Annotated in this window: 12 protein-coding genes; 5 read left to right on the plus strand and 7 right to left on the minus strand. The window is 36.2% G+C overall.

All coding sequences use genetic code 11. The features are described 5' to 3' along the window. Positions 1-77: 77 nt before the first annotated feature. From E4T88_RS03445 to E4T88_RS03475, 7 genes are all read right to left on the minus strand, one after another. Positions 78-1,313, minus strand: coding sequence for an exo-beta-N-acetylmuramidase NamZ family protein (locus tag E4T88_RS03445; RefSeq protein WP_135104069.1), 1,236 nt, complete (start codon positions 1,311-1,313; stop codon positions 78-80). Between the two features lie 22 nt (positions 1,314-1,335). Further along, on the minus strand, positions 1,336-3,186 hold the full coding sequence (locus E4T88_RS03450; protein ID WP_135104070.1) for an MFS transporter: 1,851 nt from the start codon (positions 3,184-3,186) through the stop codon (positions 1,336-1,338). A 25-nt stretch (positions 3,187-3,211) separates the two neighbouring features. Continuing rightward, the gene (locus E4T88_RS03455) at positions 3,212-4,507 is read right to left on the minus strand and encodes a SpoIID/LytB domain-containing protein (RefSeq protein ID WP_135104071.1); all 1,296 of its coding nucleotides are present in this window, start codon (positions 4,505-4,507) and stop codon (positions 3,212-3,214) included. Further along, complete coding sequence (locus E4T88_RS03460) at positions 4,492-5,445, minus strand: DUF4922 domain-containing protein (RefSeq protein WP_135104072.1); 954 nt, start codon at positions 5,443-5,445, stop codon at positions 4,492-4,494. The genes E4T88_RS03455 and E4T88_RS03460 overlap by 16 nt, the downstream gene beginning before the upstream one ends. Positions 5,446-5,530: 85 nt before the next feature. Then, positions 5,531-6,988, minus strand: a complete 1,458-nt coding sequence (locus tag E4T88_RS03465; protein WP_135104073.1) for a glycosyltransferase family 2 protein — start codon at positions 6,986-6,988, stop codon at positions 5,531-5,533. Between the two features lie 10 nt (positions 6,989-6,998). Next, positions 6,999-8,477 carry a sodium:solute symporter gene (locus E4T88_RS03470; RefSeq protein WP_135104074.1) on the minus strand — a complete coding sequence of 493 codons (1,479 nt, stop codon included), beginning with the start codon at positions 8,475-8,477 and terminating at the stop codon, positions 6,999-7,001. Positions 8,478-8,489: 12 nt separating this feature from the next. Beyond that, entirely contained in the window at positions 8,490-9,653 is a 1,164-nt protein-coding gene (locus tag E4T88_RS03475; RefSeq protein WP_135104075.1) for an exo-beta-N-acetylmuramidase NamZ family protein, read from the minus strand. A 569-nt stretch (positions 9,654-10,222) separates the two neighbouring features. Between E4T88_RS03475 and E4T88_RS03480 the strand changes: the two genes are divergently transcribed. The 5 genes from E4T88_RS03480 (at position 10,223) to E4T88_RS03500 (ending at position 23,058) form a co-directional block, all read left to right on the plus strand. Continuing rightward, on the plus strand, positions 10,223-12,079 hold the full coding sequence (locus tag E4T88_RS03480; RefSeq protein WP_135104076.1) for an outer membrane protein assembly factor BamB family protein: 1,857 nt from the start codon (positions 10,223-10,225) through the stop codon (positions 12,077-12,079). 151 nt (positions 12,080-12,230) lie between these two features. Beyond that, positions 12,231-15,599 carry a SusC/RagA family TonB-linked outer membrane protein gene (locus E4T88_RS03485; RefSeq protein ID WP_221411789.1) on the plus strand — a complete coding sequence of 1,123 codons (3,369 nt, stop codon included), beginning with the start codon at positions 12,231-12,233 and terminating at the stop codon, positions 15,597-15,599. Positions 15,600-15,610: 11 nt separating this feature from the next. Then, the gene (locus E4T88_RS03490; RefSeq protein ID WP_135104077.1) at positions 15,611-17,371 is read left to right on the plus strand and encodes a RagB/SusD family nutrient uptake outer membrane protein; all 1,761 of its coding nucleotides are present in this window, start codon (positions 15,611-15,613) and stop codon (positions 17,369-17,371) included. Positions 17,372-17,479: 108 nt separating this feature from the next. Further along, on the plus strand, positions 17,480-20,020 hold the full coding sequence (locus E4T88_RS03495) for a bifunctional glycoside hydrolase family 9 protein/polysaccharide deacetylase (RefSeq protein ID WP_135104078.1): 2,541 nt from the start codon (positions 17,480-17,482) through the stop codon (positions 20,018-20,020). Between the two features lie 14 nt (positions 20,021-20,034). Continuing rightward, a complete protein-coding gene (locus E4T88_RS03500; protein ID WP_135104079.1) occupies positions 20,035-23,058 on the plus strand; it encodes a golvesin C-terminal-like domain-containing protein in 3,024 nt (1,007 codons plus the stop codon). Positions 23,059-23,245 lie beyond the last annotated feature (187 nt).

The following is a 23,245-nucleotide window of genomic DNA, read 5'->3' on the forward strand; positions in this document are numbered from 1 at the left end:
GACAAAAGTGACACTTTTTCGGTATGTTTATATTGTAACCTTTTGCTTTGTAATTTTCAAATTGGTATCTCAAATAACTATTTATATAGATAATATTTTTTTGATGTCTTTTTAAACGGTTCTGTTTCTTTATACCAAAAATCTTTTATATCATCGAATCTATTATTCTTAGCAAATGTAAGTCTTACATAGTCACTTCCCGAAACCTGGTCAAACATTCTATAGCGTTTATCATTCGCATTGTCAAAAATAGCTTTGTCAGGATACAATCTAGCTATTTCCTGCATCACATAAAACTGTATTTCGGATAAACGAGCTTTTTCATAATTCATTATATGTACTTGTACACCTTCCAGTTGCTCTCCTTGTCCTACAGAATAGAACGGTTTCAGATATATTGGTCTGAAATGTATCCCCGGCAAGTGTAATTTGTTAAGATTATCAGCCAGATCGCTGGCTTTGATCCATTGGGCAGCAAACATCTGGAATGGAATTGTATAACCTACACCGATAGACATATAGCCTAATTCACCTAAGATTCCGGATACGGGATACATAACTGCTGAAATTGGTTGTGGAATATGAGGTGAAGATGGAATCCATTGCAATCCTGTTTGCTCGTACGTCATTTTACGCTTCCAGCTTTTCATTTTTACTACGTGCAGTTTACACTGTCTGCTTAGCATATTCTCTCCGTTTAGCAGCAATGCTAATTCACCGCAAGTCAACCCATATACATAAGGTATTTTGAACTGGCTTACAAAAGAAATAAATTTGTCGTCAACCAATCCGCCTTCAACTTTTAAACCTCCTAGAGGATTTGGTCTGTCGAGAACTACGAACTCCACATTGTTTTCCGCAGCAGCCTGCATTGCTAGTCCCATTGTACTAATGTAAGTGAACGAACGGCAACCTATGTCTTGTATATCATATACCAGCACATCAATGTTTTTAAGCATCTCGGTAGAAGGAAAACGTGTTTTTCCATGTAATGAATATACGGGTAATCCTGTTTTCGGGTCTGTTACATTATCTACATGATCTCCTGCGTGCGCATCGCCTCTTACTCCATGTTCGGGAGCAAAAAGAGCAACTAACTGTACATTCTTTGCTTCATGAAGAATATCGATGGTAGATTTCATATTATTGTCTACCCCTGTAGGATTTGTTATAAGTCCCACACGCTTTCCTTCTAGTATTTTAAAGTTTTGTTCTTTTAAAACTTCGATTCCTGTCTTAATCTTTATCTTCTGTGCGAAGGTTGTGAAAGAGAACAAGAATAATAGTGATAATATTATCGATACTTTTTTCATTGTTGATTACTTTTTATTGTTTTTAAGATTCTTTATCCGTTGCTTTACCATAGCTTGGATTTATCTTCAGTAAAGAAACAGCAATGATCGGAATAATGCTACAGATCATTACCCAAATGAAGAAGTGATTGTATCCTAATTGTTCTTGAAGCCATCCTGCAAACATACCCGGAATCATAAGGCCTAGAGCCATAAAGGCGGTACAAAAAGCATAATGGGATGTTTTATGTTCCCCCTCAGAGAAATACATTAGATATAACATATATGCAGTAAAACCAAATCCGTAACCAAATTGCTCAATAAATACACAAATATTTATTATTAATAGATTATCCGTTTGGCTAAAACTTAAATAAAGGAATGTTGCAATGGTAAGTAACATACTTAATGTCATTGGCCATAACCATTTCTTTAATCCACCTTTTGCGGCTACCAATCCACCTATAATACCTCCCAGTGTAAGCCCGATAATACCGATTGTACCGTATACTAATCCAACCTCACCTGTCGTTAGTCCTAAACCACCTACATCTTTTGAATCTAATAGAAACGGATTAATAAGCTTCAGTAGTTGAGCTTCAGAAAAACGATAAGTGAGCATGAAAAATATAGCAATACCTATTTGTGGTTTCTTAAAGAATGTAACAATCGTTGTTCCAAACTCTCGTAAGATAGATTTAGTTGTAATGTGCGCATGCGGTATATCCGAATCCGGTTTAGGTAATGCAACTCTGTGGTAGAAGCTGAAAAATATAAATAATCCGGCTAATACAAAAAAGGTGACAGACCATGCAAAAGGGATATTCCCTGATAGACCTTTGTATTCAGCAGAACTAGCAGTCGTTAATTTAGGATCTATCTGAAAAATAAGATATGCGGGTTTATTCCAGTTATTCTGGTTAAAAGATAGCCGTTCCCCATGTAGCAAAGAAATACTATTATCTCCTCGATTCATGGTTGTGTTTAAGATCATTTCTTTTCCTTCTTCTGGCTTCTTCGACAACCATATTGCTTGGATAGCAATATTTCCAGTATGATCGGCTTCTGTAACGTAACGTTTTTCTCCGAAGTTATTTTTTATCCAATTCCCAAAAGGGTTTGAAATGTTTTTTTTCCACCAACCGTCTTCCTTTTTTTTATCTTCCTTTTCTTTTAATATAAAGCCATTTTTTATGTTTGATTCTGAAACCTTTGTCAGGATAACTGTCAAACTATCTTTATTCACTTTGTGTGTCCCTATTTGTATAATATTTTTATCTGTAATGAAATGTATATCTCCATCTTGCTCAGTAATATTTTGCACTTTCGGTACAAATAAAGTAGATTGGGAGTATTGAGGGGATGCATCAATATTTACTGTAACAGGTTCACATCCCGATGTACTTTCCAGAAAGCCTGCAAGAATAATGAGTACTCCTTGGCCCATAATGATTGCGATACGGAAAAACGTACTTCTGATTCCTACGTATTTAGCTTGATCGTTAGAGTTAAGCCCTAACATATAAAATCCATCCGCAGCGATGTCATGTGTTGCAGAACTAAAGGATAATAATGCAAAAAATGCTAATGTAGCTTGAAAAAAGAATGGAACAGGTATAGTAAAAGCAATTCCTGCAAATCCGGCTCCAATTAGTAATTGCATCGTTATTATCCACCAACGTTTGGTTTTCAATAAATCGACAAAGGGACTCCATAAGAATTTAAGAACCCATGGTAGGTACAACCAACTCGTATAAAGCGTTATATCTGCATTTGATATGCCCATCCGCTTATACATAATAACAGAAATTGTAACTACAGCAACATTCGGTAGACCTTCAGCTAGATAAAGCGATGGAATCCATGCCCACGGTGATTTTTTCTTTTCTTTCATGGTTTTATCCTTCGTATAAATTTATTTAATATAACTTTTCAATAGTTGCATCGATATAATAATGCAACAATATTTGATTGTATTGATAGCCTTTTTCACCCATCACTGCAGCACCTATCTGGCAAAGGCCGACACCATGTCCCCAGCCGGCTCCTGTTAAGATGAATTGATCATCTTTTTTGTCGACAGTAAAAGCAGAACTATACAAGTGAGATTCTGACAAAGTACGCCTGATTTCCAATTCTTTGCCGATGGTCATGGTTTTCTTAGATCCTACTATTTTCAGCTTGATTAATCGTCCTGATGTTCCTCTTTCTATAGCGATTAGTTCTTGAATTGTTCCGAAATCTATACCTGAACGCCTGTATGCCAATTCGGATAATTCTGTTTGGGTGTATACTACTTGCCAACGATAAAAGTCGGTTGTTTCCTGATCATAATTATTCAGAACCTGACTTAATATCTTTTTATCTTGCGTATTGCAAAATGCAGAAGGACGAGTATGTATCCATTTTATGGATTCCTGTTCTTGTGTCAGGTCAGGTATATCCTTTGTACTGTCATCATCTCTTAGTTTTACTAGGTAGGGGAATTTTGTATCTTCCCAGCAGTTTTGAAACTCTTCGACAATTCCTCCGCAACATTTAGAGAAACGAGCATCGCATATTTTGTTCTCAGACTTTAGTACTTGACCTTTGGTTTCTTCTATAGCTTGTTTAACGATATCAATATTTGAGTTGGCTCTTGTTATGCCCTGATAACGCTGACAATGATCGTCTGCGCATACGTCAAAATTGACGTGGTCTTCTCTATCGTACCAACGAATTCTTTCATCTTCAGTTTCGATGAAAGTGGTATATTTTTCTTCTTGTGCAATAATCTCGCGATTTTTTTCTATTTGGGCTAAGAGCCAACTACGAGATATCACTGCGTGAGCTTTTAGTAATTCGAGAGAAGCAGTGGCACTCATCTCGGAAGATATAACACTTGTCAGGTAATCTTCTACACTGATAATATTGATTGCAGTGATCGTATCATTCTCTACTATTAGTTTCAATGCTCCTTGAAATTCTTGATCTTCCTTCCGTTCCCAGTGGAAGTTGATGCCAATTACGACATCTTTAATAGTGAATGATGCATCTTTATGTTTTGGTTCGAAATATAATTCATCATAGGCACTTCCATTCCATACGATTTTTCCATCGATGAAAGAAACGGTGTTTTCTCCAGAGGCTTCTTGTCCTTGGTATAAATAGGCATCATTGAGAATAAAAGTTATTTTTTTATTCCATAAAATGCCGACACTTACTTTTGGTTCCATACGCTTTGTTTTATCTTATCGGTAATAGACTGCATTTGTTGACTGTCGATACATATCTCTTTTAATATGAGAGAAATGTCTTCTTTCGTAATTTTTTCAAAATCTTTTTCAAGAGGAGTGATAAATACACCTCCCAAATCTACAGAGGCAGGGCTGATTAGCAAATTTTCTTCACCTTCGGCAAAGAAGCAAGACGGACGGTGCTTTTCTCGAGGAAAGATGCAACTGTACCAAATATCATTGTTGTACCAAGTGATGATATTCATCATTGGCTCCTGATCGCCTTCTTTTACTTCAAGGAGGTTATACAACAGCTTGAAAAAACGGATGCCTTCTTCTCTATCTTTTGTCTCAATCAAAAAACAATTTCTTTGATAGTTTTTTAATACAGAAGCCGCTGTTGATTCGGTTGTATATATCGTTTCTTTTGGTAGCGACTCTATGTCATTTTCTATTGGCAAGAATCCTTTTATCCCCGCCTGAAAATGCGCGTGGTCGGGTGCTGAAGCTCCACATTTAGGGCCATTGTAAAATATAGTATATTTACACAGGCTTTTTGCCAAGTCGAGCATATCACCATATCTGTTGAAGATAAGTTGATCGGTATGCTCATATGTTGGTATTGTAAAGTGTTCAGGAAAAATAGGAAATGGATTTACAAGTATCTGATAGTTTTTGGCAAAGTCAATTCCTCTTTGTTCTTTTGGTAGATTATTTGGACAAAGAAAGCATTTTCTTTCCTGTATGGATTTCGCATCCACTTTTGCAGCAGATGATTGAATGCGTGCAGGATTGAATTGAACCCTTATTTTAAATCCATCAAAATGAAACTCTTTTGTTTTTACACGGTTAAGAGCTTCAAAATTTATTCTTGCCAAATCCCATTCTTTCAACTGAGATTGTAATAGTTCTTTTGCTTCTTTAGATGTACGATCCATATCTTTTTATTTGGCATCAAAAAATGAGGGCTTTTTCATGAGTCGTAAATCCAACCCTCATTTTTTCAAACTTTTTTAATTACAATTACCTATTGCTTTTGTTAAGAGCAATACGAGCTTCAACTTCCCATGTGCGAATTCTATCCTTATATGTATTGTGTGCATTCATCTTCACTATGTCTAATGATGCATCAGAGTTGTCATCCCAACGGCGGCAGAGATATAAGACATCATATATACGTCCTATTTGGTAGTTGCGCGAAAAATGTAGGCCTAACGCATAATCTTCTCCGTAACTGGTATTAGGTACTTTGATTTCTCTCAGAACAGGTGTGTAAAATGCACGTGGAGCACCCAAGCCGTTTATACGCAAAGCATTGTTTCGTCCATTGTCTGGTGTCCATTCTTTATGATCAATAATACCCGGAGGTATCATTTTCATATCGAAGTCGGTAAGCATATATGTTCCTACTACCATGGCGCAGTTTTGTTCGTAGAATGCATCTACTATTTTTTGTAAGGTATTTTCATCAGAATATACATCATCACTATCCAATTGGACGGCAAATTTTCCACACTTCGGGTGATGTACACCGGCATTCCAACAACCACCTATTCCCAGTTCTTTATTTTCGGGAATAACGTGTATAAGGCGTTCGTCTGTAAATTTTTCAATAGCTTCGGTGGTGCCATCGGTAGAATAGTTATCTACGATAATAAGATTGAACTTAAAGTTTGTTTTCTGGCTTAGTACAGATTTTATCGCATCAGAAATTGTTTTGATACGGTTTCTGACAGGAATTATTACCGAAGCCTCGTACTCAAAGTTTACCTGATCAAATTCTACTTTTCGGAAGTTAGGAGCTAAGTATGCACCAATTGTATTCAGGTGTTCTGTACATGCTTTTTCCATCTCAATTTGCACTTCCCGATTTTTAGGATCTACGTAGTCAAAAACTTTTTCGCCGCTTTTGCGAGTGTCGTTTTCTATTTCTGTATATAAATATTCATTTATATGCACAATCTCGGATTCTTGAGATACTTTTAATCGAAGATCATATATGCCTGCAAACTTATATTCTGTCTCCATATCGGCTACAGCTTTTTTCAATCTATCAGACTTGTATATTAATACAGACCCGAAATTGAAATCGTCGCGCAAACTCCCTTTCTGGTATGTGATTACAGGGCTGTTTTTCTTTTCGTTGTTTGCTATTTGATAATGATCGGCATACACCATTCCTGCACCTGAGTCAGCTGCTATTTGCAACATACGGTCTAAGGCAAACATGCCAAGGCGTAGACTTGCAGACTTGGTGTAGATCAGGGTATATTCAGCGTCGGCTTTAGATGCTATTTTCTTTATTGTTGCTGTTGAGCGTAGCGTATCTATATCTAATATGTCGCAACCTTCAATGGTTTCTTGATTATCGTTTTCTTTTAGCAGATATATTTTATTTACTAGCTCAGATTCCTTAAGAGATAATATAGTCTCTTTTACTTGACTTACGCTTTGAAAAGGTATAAAACAATTGATCTTCATCGTTTTCAGTTTATTTCGTTTGATAATATTCTACTGTTGATTTATTTTTAGTTGTAAGAATAAATAATCCTATGAATGTTAATATCGCATTTATAATCAATATTTCGTAGCTGAACCTATATCCGTTGAACCATATTTCGGAGTTTTTATCCAGAATAAAACAGATTATAGGTGCTATAATTGTAACTAATGGTATATATCTGTCTTTGACTGCCTTTTTCGTAAAAATACCAAAGGCAAATAAGCCTAATATAGGACCGTACGTATAGCTGGCCAGAATATATACGGCATCAATAACGGAAGTATTGTTAAGTAGGTCTATTATGATGATTGTCACTCCCATCGTTATAGCCATGCCTATGTGAACTTTTTTCCGTATCTGTGCTACCTCTTTTTCTGATTTTTTCTTTGTGCTTTCCAGTATGTCTACCGTAAAAGATGTAGTCAGAGCTGTCAGTGCCGATCCGGCAGCAGCATAGGCCGCAGATATCAAACCGATAATAAACAATATGCCGACTATGGTAGGGAAGTATCCGCCCGTGGCTAGTAGGGGAAATACTTCATCGCTTTTTCCGGGAGTAGATATATTGTTCTGAAATACATAGGTATATAATAAAACCCCGAGCATTAAGAACAATAGATTAATTATTAATTGCATCGAACCACTGATGATAATATTTTTTTGAGAATCGCTGGAATTCTTACAGCTCATATTTTTCTGCATCATATCTTGATCTAGTCCTGTTGTAGCTATCACAGTAAATATGCCGGCAAGAAACTGTTTGAAAAAGAAGCGTCTGTCATTTATATCATCAAAGAAGAAAGTTTTGGAGAAATCATGTTCGTTAATGGTTGATAACATACTCGAAAAATTAAGCCCTAAGTCTGATGCAATATAATAGATACATAATCCTACCGAAACAATCAAACAGAATGTTTTTAAAGAATCCGTCCATATTAATGATTTTACTCCACCCTTGTATGTATAAAGCCATACCAGTCCCACAGTGAACATCACATTCAAAATAAAAGGAAGCTTAAGTGGTGCAAAAACTAATAGTTGCAATACGATGCACACTAAAAATAATCGAACAGCAGCTCCCAGCATCTTAGATATGAAAAAGAGCCAAGCACCTGTTTTATATGATGCAATACCAAAGCGGTTTTCTAAATATTCATATATGGATGTCAGGTTCATCTTGTAAAATAAAGGAACCAGAACAAATGCAATAATAAATTGTCCAACAACAAACCCCATCACCATTTGCATATACGAAAATCCACTGGTGGCAACCATACCCGGGACAGATACAAAAGTTACCCCAGATATAGCAGATCCAATCATAGCAAAGGCAACGACATACCATGGCGATTTACGGTTTCCGGTAAAGAATCCCTGATTGTCTGCTTTGCGTCCTGTTATATATGATATGGCAAAGAGTATGCTAAAATAAAATGCTATAGTTAATAGTACTAATATAGGACTCATTCAACTGTTTTTTTATTCTTCGTATAATAAATAAGGCTTCCGCTGATTCTTGAAGTTTTCAACGTCCTCTTTCCACATTTCTTTAATCTCTGAGGCAGATTTTCCTTGTTTGATCACATCTCGTACATAACTTACTCCAATGAGTTTTTCAAAAAAAGGAGTAAAGAACTTGTCTCCCATGTTTAAATTTTTATATGCATCTATAATATAAGAGAGATCAACTCCTTTCTTGTATATATCTTCGTCGGATATGTTTCTTAAATCAACTCCATAGCATTTTTGATTTAAAAGAGGCGGATTCTTTGCGCCGGGTATGCTTTTGGGTGTAAAAGAGAATGTATATCCTTTCATTTGAGGATGACCGTATACCTGAAATGGATAAGTTGTACCTCGTCCCAAACTCACAGGTGTTCCTTCGAATAAGCATGTTGACGGATACAGATATATTGATTTCATATTCGGTAAATTCGGAGATGGAGCTATCGGCAATTCATAAAGAGTTTTATGGGTGTAATTTTTGCATTTAACCACTGTCAGGTCACAGATGCGGTTTTCACTAAGCCAATGTTCTCCATTCACCATCAGAGCCAACTCTCCTAAAGTCATTCCATGTACTACGGGTATTGGGAGCCATCCTACGCCAGATTTATATTTCATGTCTAGTATCGGCCCATCTACATAATGTCCATTTGGATTAGGACGATCTAAGACGATAAATTTTTTGTTATATTCTGCACATACATCCATAAGTCTTACCATTGTAATATAATAAGTGTAGAATCGAAGACCAACATCCTGTATGTCGAATAGCATAACATCAAATGAATCCATTGCTTCTTTACTTGGCTTGCGGCTATTGCCGTCATATAAGGATCTTATAGGTATACCTGTTTTTTTGTCCACCGAATTCGAAACATGTTCTCCTGCGTCAGCATCACCTCTAAATCCATGTTCGGGAGAGAAGATAGACGTTACATTAACCTTCTCTTGTACTAATATATCTACTAAGTGTTTATTTCCAACCATGCCAGTATGGTTAGATAATACAGCTATACGCTTATCTTTTAATAATGGTATGTATTCTTCTGTTAATTCCGCAGCAACAATCGGGCTATTCTGTCCGTATATGTTTGCCATAAAGAGCAATAAAAGGGCTATATTCAAAAGTCTTTTCATAGTTTAATTCTTTGATTGTTAATTCTAATTCGAACTCCAAAGATAAGAGATTAGAGATTATATAGTTCAGTGGCTTTAATTTTATTAGGATTACACAACAAATATAAGAGGATATCTTTAATTAGGCATCTTTATCGTTATAATAAATTGTTAAATTAACAATAATTTAGTGTTATGTACAAATATTTGCTTTGTGTATAATGTTGCTATGTGTAATTTCTTTAAGTATCTTTGTTTGATTCTTATTTTGGGTCTGTATTTTCTCTTTTTATAGTTGTTTTTAGTATTTGGAGTGGTTTGATGATATTAATATATATTGTTTTCTGCTTATTTGGGTTCGTGTGCTTTTTCTCTTTTATATGTCTAACATATTATTTATTAGGTATATATTTTACTCTTGTAAATATTATATTGTATAAAATTTATGTATAAAATTTATGTATAAAATATAATAAATATTAAAATTAATGAATGACTCAAAAAATGTATCTAAAAACCTTATATATTTGTATAGTTCAAGTCGGGAAGTGATCTTATTTATTCAGCTTATCTATACAAACCTTGTTTATATGAAGAACCTATCTTGCCGTTTACCTCTATTAATATCCTTATTGTTGCTTGCTGGAATAATAAAAGGGCAAAGTTTCAATTTTGCTCTAGTAACAGATACGCATGTAACGAAAGATTCTTTGGCTTATAATGATTTAAAACGTACTGTTGATCAGATCAATAAAACGCCCGATATTAGTTTTGTTTTGGTTACGGGTGATTTAACTGAAGAGGGAGATAGGGCATCTTTAGAAAAGGTAAAAAGTTTGTTGGATCAACTTAGTGTGAAATATTATCCGTTATCTGGCAATCATGAGACTAAATGGAGTGAATCCGGTGCTACTGATTTTGGCCATATTTTCGGCTCAGAACGATTTAAGTTCGAATATAATGGAATTACATTTCTAGGATTTGCTACAGGGCCAATAATTCGGATGATGGATGGGCATGTTGCACCCCAAGATATCGCATGGTTGAGAAATGAATTTTCATCTGCTAAGCCAAACACTCCTTTTGTTCTTGTAACACACTATCCTTTACAAGATGGAGATGTCGATAATTGGTATGAAGTAACAGATTTAGCAAGGAAATACAACGTTAAAGTAGTTTTAGGAGGTCATTATCATCGTAACCTATTGTTTTCTTATGATGGGATACCGGGTATTTTGAATAGATCTAACTTGCGAGATAAATCGGATGGATTGGGAGGCTATTCCTTATACAGAGTAACACCAGATTCAATATTGGTTTATGAACATAAAATAGGACAAGAGCCTAAAAAATGGGGTGGGTATTCTTTATCTCAAAAATATTACACTGAAGATAATTCTATTTATAAGCGACCATCAGACTCTGTAAATCACATTTATCCTCAAGTAAAAGAAAAATGGATTACAAATATAGGCAACACTATATATTCATCTCCTGTTGTTTATCAGAATAAAGTTTATGTCGGAGATGATTCGGGCATTTTATCTTGTTTGGGTTTGCGAGACGGGAAGGAGATTTGGCGCTTTAAAACAAATAACAGAATTGTTGGTACTCCAGCTGTAAGTAATAATATTGTTGTTTTTGGGTCTGCAGATAAGTATATATATGGAATACATGCAAATACCGGTAAGCAGATATGGAAATATCCGGCTAAAGAAGCTGTTTTAGGAGCCGTCGCAATTGAAGATGGAATTGCTTATATTGGGGCTAGTGATCATACAATGAGAGCTATAAATATAAAAGATGGCTCGCTTGTCTGGGAGTACAGTCAGGTTGAAGGGTATATAGAGACTCGTCCTTTAATTTATGAAGACAAGGTTATTTTCGGAGCTTGGGATAATAATATGTACGCTTTGGATAGAAAGACGGGTGGTCTTTTGTGGAAATGGAATGGCGGTTTGACTCGTATGCATTTTTCTCCGGCAGCAGTGTGGCCTGTAGCCGCACATGGTAAGGTGTTTTTTGCGGCTCCGGATAGGGTAATGACCGCTGTAGATGCACAAACGGGCAACACAGTTTGGCGCACAAAAGAATCAATGGTTCGTGAGACAATAGGTCTATCCATCGATAAAACCAGACTGTATAGTAAAACAATGCAAGATAGTGTTGTTTGTTATTCAGCATTAAGTGATACACCGAATAAAATATGGTCTGTTAATGCCTTTTATGGATATGATCATGCCCCATCAATGCCGGTGGAAAAGAATAATATTGTATATGGCAGTACCAAGAATGGAATTGTTTTCGCTTTGGATGCGAGAACAGGCAAACTACTATGGAAACATAAAAAAGGAAATTCATTAATAAATACAGTAGTTCCCTTAGACAATAAAGAATGTCTATTTTCTTCTAGTGAAGGGATTGTTGGTGTTCTGTCTGCTCAATAAAAAAAGAAAATCAGAAATTAAATATTTGTATAACCTTTTATTAAATAAACGTATGAAAAAAAAGCTATAAGCCTAAAATTAATCCTTAATCTTCTCATGTTTTATACTTATTAAGAAAAAGTATTTTTAAAATTTTAATAAACAAAGTATTATGAATAACTCAAAAACAAACAGAAAAACACTGTCAAAGAGAATTCTTTGTTTGTTAGCTATTGGGCTGGTTTGCTCATTTACCATGAGTGTTTATGCTTCGGGGGCGAAGTTAAATACATTTATGGAGCAACAACAAGCAAAGGTAACTATTCAAGGGAAAGTTATAGATTCTAAAGGAGAACCACTGATTGGTGTTAGCGTAACCGTGAAAGGAACAACAAACGGAACTCTCACTGATATGGATGGGGAATATAGTATTTCCACTACAGCTAATGCAACGTTGACTTTTACATATGTGGGGTATAAACCACAATCAATAGCGATAGGGAATCAAAAAACAATTAATGTAACAATGATAGAAGATGCTCAAATGATGAGCGAGGTTGTTGTTGTTGGTTTTGGTGTGCAGAAAAAAGAAAACTTAACAGGGGCTGTGGCTTCTGTTGATGTAGAGAAGGCATTAGGTAGTAAGCCTCTTACTGATGTGACAAAAGCGCTGCAAGGTATTACGCCTGGTTTGACAATTACATATAATAGTGGAAATTTAGGTGCAGGAGCTAAAATGAACATTCGTGGTGTTGGAACTATTATTGACGGAAAGGAAGCCGGAGAGCCTCTAGTATTGGTTGATGGTGTTCCTACTGATTTGACATTAATAAATCCGGCTGATATTGCAAATGTATCTGTTCTAAAAGATGCCTCTTCTGCTTCTATTTATGGAGCAAGAGCTGCTTTTGGTGTGATATTGATTACCACCAAAAAAGGACGGGCAGAAGGAGACAAGGTTAAATTCAGTTATAGTGGTAATATGGCTTTTAGTAAACCTAGCAATCTGGTTAAATTTGTAGATCCCGTTGATGAGCTTCCTGTGCTAATGGCTGCCTCTCAGCGTAATACTCCAGGATCAAGGTCTGAATCTTTTGGGATGTATCATGATGTATTGCTTCCAGGAATTATAAAATGGAAGGAAAAATATGCCTCTAGCAGATCCTTTGATAACAAAGAAATGATTTATGGTGAAGATTGGGAAATTATTGATGGGCGTGCTTATACCTATCGGGTATGGGATGCTCACAAAGAAATGTTAAAAGATTGGACTCCGCAACAGACTCATAATCTTTCTGCACAAGGTCGCTTAGGTGATAACTCGACTTTCCTTATTTCATTAGGTTATGTTGATCAGTCTGGTTTCATGAGAATCAACACAGATAAATTGAAGCGTTATAATGCAAATTTGAGTCTTGATACAAAGCTAGCAAAATGGTTGACTTCAAGTGTTGGTATGTTATTTACTCGTAAAGATTTTAAAGAGCCTTTCAATTATTATAATTCCAGCGGTCTTAATACTATCGAAGGGGAAAACGGATATTTTGGGTATTATATGCGTTGGGGACAATATTTCCCTTATGGAACATATCAAGGAAAGTATTTCCGTCATGCTCCAGGCTTTATGAACGCAGCTAATATGAATACCCTTCAAACAGACTTGATGAGACTTAATGCATCTTTAACTGCTGATATAACAAAAGATTTGCAGTTTAAAGCAGAATATAGTTTTACAACTGAAACAATGGATCGTACAATAAATGGACATCCTGTTCAATTATTAGACTTTTGGTCTGGAGGTTGGGATCCTAATAACATAATGGGGACAGCATATAAATATGTACAGGCAGTAGGTAGTGCATATGATAAAATTGCATTAGGTAATAGTAAAGATCAAACTCATGTATTGAATGCGTACGGAACATATTCTAAAAGAATATCAGATAATCATAATTTAAAAGTAACAGCAGGTACGAATATTGAAAAGAATGAGTTCAAGCGTTTTTATGCAGAACGTAGAAATGTTATGGATCAAGCTCTACCAGATATACAGCTTGCAACGGGGGCTCAATATACAACATCGACTTGGAATATATTAAAACCTGCGCACAACGAATATGCTATTGCTGGATTTTTCGGACGTGTGAATTATGATTATAAAGGAAAATATTTACTAGAACTTAACGGACGATACGATGGGTCTTCTAATTTCCCTATAGGTCATTTATGGGCATTTTTCCCTTCAGGGTCAGTCGGATACCGTATAACAGAAGAGCCATTTATGCAAGGGATTAAAAATATTATGAATGACTTGAAGCTAAGAGCATCAGCGGGATCTGTTGGAAATCAGAATGTAAAGGCAAATGCTTTTCGACCAATGATGAACATTGAAAGTGCTGACTGGATTGTTGGAGGAACATTAGTTCCTACAGTTGCTGCTCCGGGCTTAGTAGATAAAGACTTGTCGTGGGAAAAAATAAGAACATATGATATCGGACTCGATGCAAAGTTCTTAAACAATATGTTCGGTATAAGTTTTGATTGGTATCAACGCGAAAATAAGGGAATTCTGAGATATGGAAAGACTCTACCTCAAGGTACAGGGACTACAGCGCCATTAACTAATGCAGGAGATATAAGAACTAGAGGGTATGAACTTTCTGTAGATTTTAATTATCCGATCAACAAGGATATAACGATATATGCTAGTGCTGCTTTATCTGATTATCAAACAGAGGTAACAAAATGGGATAATCCTACAAATTCTTTAGGCGAATTTTATAAAGGGATGAAGGTTGGAGAAATTTGGGGATTTGAGACTGATCGCCTTTTCCAGAAAGATGATTTTAATGCTGATGGAACATTTAAAACAGGAATTGCAAGTCAATCGAAATTAATAACTGGTAGCTTTAAATATGGTCCTGGAGACGTTAAGTATAAAGATTTAGACAAAGATGGAGAGATCACATCGGGAGATCGTACTGCAGATAATCCTGGAGATATGAAAGTGATAGGAAATTCTACACCTCGCTATCAATATAATTTCCGTGTTGGGGCTAATTTCTATGGATTTGATATCGATGTATTTTTCCAAGGAGTAGGTAAACGTGATTATTGGGCTAGTTCTGACTTAATTTTGCCTTTATATAACCGTGCCGATGCTTTATATGCCCATCAAATGGATTATTGGACAGAAGATAATACTGACGCATTCTTCCCGAATCCATATTTTCCTCATGCAAGTAATGCTGTAGGTCAAGGTGTAACCGGATCAAATAATTTTGTGTCTCAATCAAGATATCTGTTAAGTATGGCATATCTTCGTCTAAAGAATGTAACACTTGGTTATACTTTACCGACTACTTTAACTAGCAAAATAGGCGTAGATAAAGTAAGGGTTTATTTCAGTGGTCAAAACCTTGCTGAATTTAAGAATAGCCGTTTGCCTGTCGATCCTGAGATTAATGAGACAGAAGCTGCTTGGGGGCGTACATATCCATATCCAAGAACATTGTCATTTGGATTACAAGTTAATTTCTAAATTTTACGATTATGAAGAAAATTAAAAAATATATAAGTCTGGCTATAATCGGAGGAACAATGGCTTTCTTTACTTCATGTAATGATTTCCTTGAAAGAGACCCTCTCGATGGTTTTACAGATCAAAATTATTGGACAAGTGAAGCCAATGTGAAAACATATGCATGGAAATTTTACAATCAATTTAAAGCGTATGGTATCGGTACAGGCACAACTGCTGAGTTCTTTTTTCAAAGTGCAGGAGCTACAACTTGTGCTAACTTTTCAGATGATATAACAGCAAACTCTTATTTGCCATATCAGCCCAATCCAAGTAGCTCTAACACAGAATGGAGAGATAATTATGAGTATATCAATCGAGCAAATATTATGCTCGAAAAGATACCTACTGTACCAATGACAGATGAAGCCAAAAATCATTGGGAAGGTGTCGCTCGTTTCTATAGGGCTCTAGCGTATTATAAATTGGTTCAACGCTTTGGAGATGTCCCATATTACGATAAACGAGTGACGGATATTAATAATGTGCAGGTAGTGTATCTTCCTAGAACTAGCCGTAGCGATGTGATGGATAAGGTTCGTGAAGATATAAATAAAGCCGTAACATTGTTAAGGGAAGCCGATGAAGCTAATTCTGTAAATAAATATGTAGGGCTTGCTCTTAAAGCTAGGATTGGTCTTTATGAGGGTACTTACCGAAAATATCATAATGCTGGGGATGGAAAGGTTTTCTTACAAGATGCTAAAAGTGCTGCTGAGGATATTATTGCTTCAACGAAATTTAAATTAGTTACAGGAGCAGATGCCTATCAGTCTGTTTATAATTCGGAAGACTTAAGCAAAAACTCAGAAATGATTTTATATAAGTCATATATTCTTGGAGTACAGGCTAATTCTATTCAGGCTTATACGAACACATCTACAGTTGTAAATGGGATGACAAAGGCCGCTTTTGAAAATTATGTGTGTACTGATGGTCTTCCAATCTCTCAATCACCATTGTATACTTCAACTAAGGATTTTCAAGAAACATTAAAGAATAGGGATCCTCGTTTATTAGCAGCGGTTGAAAAAGAGGGTATAAGTTTTAGAGGTTCTGATAAATCATTATCAAGATCGAGAAAATCGTCTACAGGATATGTTATTAGTTTATTCTATAACTCTGCATCTCCTAATATAACAACCACAGGACAAAATACAATTGATGCTCCAATATTTAGTTATGCAGAGGTATTGCTAAATTATGCAGAAGCGAGTGCGGAGCTAAAGGAAATTACACAAGCGGATTTGGATAAATCTATCAATCTATTAAGAGCCAGAGCAGGCATAAAAAAACTTACATATGTAACTGAGGATAATGTTCAGGTTGACGGAGTAACAATCAATGATCCAAAACGTACAAGTGTTTTAGAAAATAAGACAGGAGCTGTTTCTTCTATTATATGGGAAATTCGTCGTGAGCGCAGAGCAGAACTTATGACATGGACAGAGCTTCGTTATTATGACCTTATGCGTTGGAAAAAGGGAGATTATCTTGATTATACTTCAAATCCCGATGTTGCTTTAGGTGCATATTTGGATAAAAGTAAATTATCAGAGAATGAAAAGAAAAATATAACGTTAAACGATGATGGTTATATTAAAGTATATCCTAGTAACAATAGAGTATTTGATGCTGGTAAAAATTATTTAAATTCAATTCCAACAGGGCAAATCGATTTATATAAAGGGGAAGGTGTTGATTTACCTCAAAATCCAGGATGGAATAAATAATGTTATAAATTCTACCTTCTTTATATAATTAGATTTATACATTCTATATAGAAGGAGACATCCTGGGATGCCAAGTTGTCTCCTTCTTTTATCTTAATCTTTTGTCACATGAAACAGCATCGCTTAGTCGCTTTTTTTATTTTTTGCATGATGGTTTCCCTGTCTTATGGACAATCTTCATGGGTAAGGATAAATCAATTGGGATATCTACCCAAAGATATCAAAGTTGCAGTGTTGATCTCAACTGAAGAAATTACCCCCGATTTATCTTTTCGTGGCAATAGAGGACAACCTCCCGTGTTGCCTACAACTCAACATGGTACCCCTGATTTTTCTCTTGTTGATGCAAAAACCGGAAAAGTAGTATACAGCGGACAGGGAAAAATTGCAGATGCTGCATATTGGGGATTAAAATCGGCTTTTCGTCTCGATTTTTCTTCTGTTCAGGCAGAAGGCGATTATTATATTGAAGCTGCCGGCGTTAAATCTCCTCAATTTAAGATTGGAGCAGATATTTACGAAGGGTCTGTTGATTTTATGCTCAATTATATGCGCCGTCAACGTTGCGGGCATAATAATTTTTTAGGTACCGTTTGTCACCAACATGATGGTTTTATTGTAGAGCATCCTACCCGTACTGGGGAACATATTGATGTTCGTGGTGGTTGGCATGACGCAGACGATAAATTACAATATGTTACTACCACAGCAAGTGCTATCTATCACATGATGTTAGCTTATTATCAGGCAAAAGATAAAACAATTTTTAAAGACAATTATCGTGCTGATGCTAGTCCCGGCAGTAACGGAATTCCGGATATCTTAGATGAAATCCGTTGGGGATTAGACTGGCTATCCAGAATGAACCCTGCACCTAAAGAAATGTACAATCAGATAGCTGATGACCGAGACCATGCCGGTTATGGGCTGCCCCAAAACGATAATGTAGATTATGGCTGGGGACCTGGTAAGGGACGACCGGTTTATTTTATTACCGGAGAGCCTCAAGATTTACCTAATCCCAGAAATGGAGAGATTCAACTGAATCGTACCACCGGAGTGGCTTCCTCTGCAGGTAAATTTGCTTCCTGTTTTGCTCTGGGAGCCGAACTTTTCAAGAATATAGATCCTACTTTTGCTCAAGTACTATCAGATAAGGCAGAGCCTGCCTATCAATTTGCTCTTGAGCATCCCGGAAATACTCAAACAGTTTGTGTAGTTTCCCCTTATTTTTACGAAGAAGACAATTATGTGGATGATATAGAGTTAGCGGCTGCTACATTTTATACTCTTACCAAAGAGCCTAAATGGCGTGCCGAAGGAGACTATTGGGGACAACTTGAACCCGTTAATCCTTTGTGGGCATTTGGATTTGCACGTCACTATCAATTCTATCCTTTTGTTAATCAAGGACATCACCTGATGGCAAAATCTCAAGATACAGTAACAAGTAAAAAATTCACCGACTTTATGCGTCAAGGATTACAAACTATTCGAAACCGTGCAGGAAATGAGCCGTTTATGAATGGTGTACCTTATGTGTGGTGTGCTAACTTTGCCGTTATTGGTGCCGCTTCTTATGCTCATCAATATAAAGAGGTCTCAGGAGATAGTTCTTTTCAAGAGATGGAAGCTGCTTTACGTGATTGGATTTTAGGTTGTAATCCTTGGGGATTCTCTTTTATCGGAGGTTTTCCTGAAGGAGCCGTTTCTTCCAGAACAGACGAAACTCGTTTGGGAGGATTGGTTGATGGTCCCATCAATGAAGGTTGGCATGATACATTCTTGGGCGTCCCAAAAGTGAGTCGCAGTAAAGATCCTTTAGCTGCCTTTCAGAATGGTCCGGCTGTATTTCATCAAGATTCTTATGGAACTAATGAGCCTGTGATCGATGGTACTTGTTACATGATATATTACCTCTCCATAATGGAGCAATTAGGAAGAAAACAGTCTAGTAAACTAAATAATACGGTAACTGATGCCTATGGAGCCACTGTTCGAATCAACACAGATAAAAAAGTAATTCATTTAATTTTTTCTGCAGATTCAGTATTTGAGGGAGCTTCATCTATTCTCAATACTTTAGATAATAATAAAATTAAAGCATCTTTTTTCCTAACAGGGAATTGTCTGCGAATGAAAGAACATAAAGAAACGATTAATAAAATTATTAAAAAAGGACATTATGTAGGAGGACATTCAGATAAGCATCTGTTGTATGCATCTTGGGGAAATAGGGGTCAGTCTCTTGTGACATCAGATAGCCTTATTAATGATTTAAGGCAAAATATGAATGAACTCGAAAAGCATGGAGTAAAACAATCTGATGTGAATTATTATTTGCCTCCGTATGAGTGGTATAATAAGGAAAATGTGAACTTAATTGAATCGCAAAATCAGATAACGATTAACTTTACTCCCGGATTGAGAACAGCTGCCGATTATACGACCCCGGATATGAAAAACTACATGTCTTCCCAACAGATAATAGACCAGCTGTTTGCATATGAAAAAGCAAATACATTGGATGGCGCTATCATTCTTATTCATCCGGGAACTCATCCTGATAGAAAAGATAAATTATATTTGAGATTAAATGAAATTATAAAAGGTTTAGCAAAAAGAGGTTATTCTTTTGAGCGTTTATGATAAATTAAATTATAATGAAAAGGAATTTTTTTTTCAATGTTTCTCTTTTATTTCTCTCATTTTTTATAGTGAATGAAATAAAAGCTCAAATTATTCCCGATAGTATTAAACGTAATATTGGAACATACCTGACAGAATTTGCCAACAAGGATGTAAAAACAGGGAGAATAAAAATAGACTCTGTCAACATGAAAGGGAAAACTATAACCTTCTTTGCTGGAGTAAACCTTTCCTATATTCCTTTTCAGAAAAATGAAGTAGATGTTATTTATAATAAAATTAAAGGTCTACTTCCCGAAAAGTATAAAAAATACAAAGCCGAATTGGTTACAGATACCCGAAAAGTAGAAGATTTGGTTTTATTTGGAAAAGAAAGAAAGCAGCTATTTGCTAACAAGCTTGATAAACCATTGATAGCAAACTTATCTCAACCCTATGTTGCTGACCGAGGATTGCAGAATCATCACCTGGCTATATGGCAAAGCCACGGATGGTATTACGAACAAAAGTTAGCACGTTGGGAGTGGCAGCGCGCTCGTATCTTTCAGACTGTGGAAGATCTATATACTCAAAGTTATGTATTGCCATACTTAGTACCTATGCTCGAAAATGCAGGTGCAAATGTTTTGTTGCCTCGCGAACGTGATATACAGCGACATGAAATAATTGTAGATAACGATAGAAATAAAGATAAATCGATATATAAAGAAATTAATGGAAAAGACAGCTGGACAGCTGGCTACTATGAAGGATTTGCATATTTGAAAGAGTTATATCTGGATGGAGAAAATCCATTCAGATCAGGCTCTTACAAAGAAGTAAAGACAATAAAGAACGGAGAAGAAAGTCGATGTGAATGGATTCCTGATATTCCCGAAAATGGTAAATATGGTGTGTATATATCATATAAGACATTAGGAAATAGTACAGATGATGCCCGATATACAGTATATCATAAGGGTGGAAAAACTGACTTTAGTATTAATCAAAAGATGGGTGGAGGTACGTGGATTTTTCTAGGTTATTTTTCTTTTGATAAGGGTATAAATGAAAATTGTAAGGTTGTATTGACTAATAAAAGCAATAAAGCCGGACGTATATTGACTGCTGATGCTGTTAAAATAGGAGGAGGAATGGGTAATATTGCAAGACTACCTCATGCCAGCGGTATTGTAACCGACAATACTAAAAGCTCTGAAACTATTGAAAATGATAAAATAAAGAAACTTCCGGCGATAGATTACAAACCTGAGGTGAGCGGTTATCCTCGTTATACAGAGGGTGCTCGTTACTGGTTGCAATGGGCTGGTGCTCCCGATAGTATATACAACAAGAGCGAAGGAAAAAATGACTATACCGACGATTATCAAAGTAGAGGTTTCTGGGTAAATTATATTGCAGGGGGTTCTTCGGTATTACCTAAAAAGGACGGACTGAATATTCCGATAGACCTTGCGATGGCTTTTCATACCGATGCGGGTACTACCTTCAACGATTCTATTATTGGAAGCCTGGGTATTTATATGACACATCATAATGATGAAAAGTTTGAAAATGGTAAGACTCGCTGGGCTTCTCGTGACCTTACCGAACTGATAATGGATGAGATCGTAAAAGATATTCGCCGCGAGTATGAACCGCAGTGGACTCGTCGCCAGATGTGGAATCGTTCTTATAGTGAGGCCCGTGTTCCGAATGTGCCTACCATGTTGTTGGAATTACTGTCGCATCAGAATTTTGCAGATATGAAATATGGGCTCGATCCTCGTTTTCGTTTTACGGTTAGCCGCTCCATATATAAAGGTATGCTCAAATTCATAGCTCATCAATATGGCTATGATTATGTTGTGCAGCCATTACCTGTAAAGTCATTTAGTGCGCAATTTTCCGGGGATACTCAGGTGGAATTAAAATGGAAGCCGGTAGATGATGTTACCGAGCCAAGCGCAAAGCCTGATCAATATATCGTATATACACGTATAGGCGATGGAGACTTTGATAATGGGAAGGTGGTGAATGGTACAAGTGCGATTATGCCGATCGAAAAAGAAGTATTATATAGCTTTAAGATAACTGCTGTAAACAAAGGAGGACAAAGCTTTCCGTCTGAAATACTTTCGGTATGTAAGAAGTCGGAAGAGAAAGGGCAAGTGCTTATAGTTAATGGTTTTGATAGACTATCTGCTCCTTATAGCTTTGCTTCGAGAGATAGCATTGGTGGATTTTTAGACTTTATTGACCATGGAGTGCCAGATAAAGTAGAATATAATTATATTGGAAGCCAATACGAATTCAGGAGGGTGATACCTTGGATGGATGACGATGCAGCAGGCTTTGGTGCAAGCAATGCGAATTATGAAACAACAGTTGTTGCCGGAAATACATTTGACTATCCGTCTATGCATGGGAGATCTATTGCTGCAGCCGGATATTCGTTCGTGTCTGTAAGCCGTGATGCTATATTGGACGAAGCGGTGAATATGAACTCTTACAAATTAGTAGATTTGATATTAGGGAAACAACGACAGACAAAAATAGGTAGAGGAGTAAGTCCTGTTGAGTTCAAGACATTTACTAAAGAGTTGCAAAGCAAAATTACTGATTATTGTAAACACGGAGGAAATATCTTTATAAGCGGAGCTTATGTAGCTTCTGATCTGTGGGATACGGAAAAACCTCAAGTAGAAGATCAAAAGTTTGCTTCTGATGTGTTAAAATATAAATGGAGAGTAGGGCGTGCAGCAGTTGAAGGGAAAGTAAAAACAATAGCGTCTCCATTTCCCGTATTTTCTGGCAACTATGAGTTTTATACCAAACTCAATTCCGTAGCTTATGCTGTAGAATCACCTGATGCTTTAGAACCAGCCGGAGATAATAGTTATACAGTATTCAGATATACAGAGAATAATCTTAGTGCCGGTATTGCTCATGATGGCGATTACAAAACATGTGTAATTGGTTTTCCTTTCGAAGCGATAAAAGATCAAGCAGAAAGAAACAGTCTGATGTCAAATATTCTTTCTTTTATGTTTAAATAAAGGAAAAAGGAGGGAGTGTCCTGGAATAATACAAATTATTTCAGGACACTTTTTTATTATCGTCTATATCGTTTTATTCCCCTATATACTAGATGGTTTTATCAAATAAAACCCGAAGAATACAATAAGTCGATTTGTTTTCGTATCTTTGTCTTTTGAACAATCGAGTTTATATTGTATCTTTCTT

Origin of the sequence: Dysgonomonas mossii (assembly GCF_004569505.1) — a bacterium.
In the GTDB taxonomy this organism is placed as follows: Bacteria; Bacteroidota; Bacteroidia; order Bacteroidales; family Dysgonomonadaceae; genus Dysgonomonas.

Bases quoted from the DNA above. Each gene is read 5' to 3' on its own strand.
- E4T88_RS03495 (WP_135104078.1), top strand. From the start codon at position 17,480: ATGAAACAGCATCGCTTAGTCGCTTTTTTTATTTTTTGCATGATGGTT.
- E4T88_RS03485 (WP_221411789.1), top strand. From the start codon at position 12,231: ATGAATAACTCAAAAACAAACAGAAAAACACTGTCAAAGAGAATTCTT.
- E4T88_RS03460 (WP_135104072.1), bottom strand. From the start codon at position 5,445: ATGGATCGTACATCTAAAGAAGCAAAAGAACTATTACAATCTCAGTTG.
- E4T88_RS03450 (WP_135104070.1), bottom strand. From the start codon at position 3,186: ATGAAAGAAAAGAAAAAATCACCGTGGGCATGGATTCCATCGCTTTAT.
- E4T88_RS03480 (WP_135104076.1), top strand. From the start codon at position 10,223: ATGAAGAACCTATCTTGCCGTTTACCTCTATTAATATCCTTATTGTTG.
- E4T88_RS03465 (WP_135104073.1), bottom strand. From the start codon at position 6,988: ATGAAGATCAATTGTTTTATACCTTTTCAAAGCGTAAGTCAAGTAAAA.
- E4T88_RS03490 (WP_135104077.1), top strand. From the start codon at position 15,611: ATGAAGAAAATTAAAAAATATATAAGTCTGGCTATAATCGGAGGAACA.
- E4T88_RS03475 (WP_135104075.1), bottom strand. From the start codon at position 9,653: ATGAAAAGACTTTTGAATATAGCCCTTTTATTGCTCTTTATGGCAAAC.
- E4T88_RS03500 (WP_135104079.1), top strand. From the start codon at position 20,035: ATGAAAAGGAATTTTTTTTTCAATGTTTCTCTTTTATTTCTCTCATTT.
- E4T88_RS03445 (WP_135104069.1), bottom strand. From the start codon at position 1,313: ATGAAAAAAGTATCGATAATATTATCACTATTATTCTTGTTCTCTTTC.
- E4T88_RS03455 (WP_135104071.1), bottom strand. From the start codon at position 4,507: ATGGAACCAAAAGTAAGTGTCGGCATTTTATGGAATAAAAAAATAACT.
- E4T88_RS03470 (WP_135104074.1), bottom strand. From the start codon at position 8,477: ATGAGTCCTATATTAGTACTATTAACTATAGCATTTTATTTTAGCATA.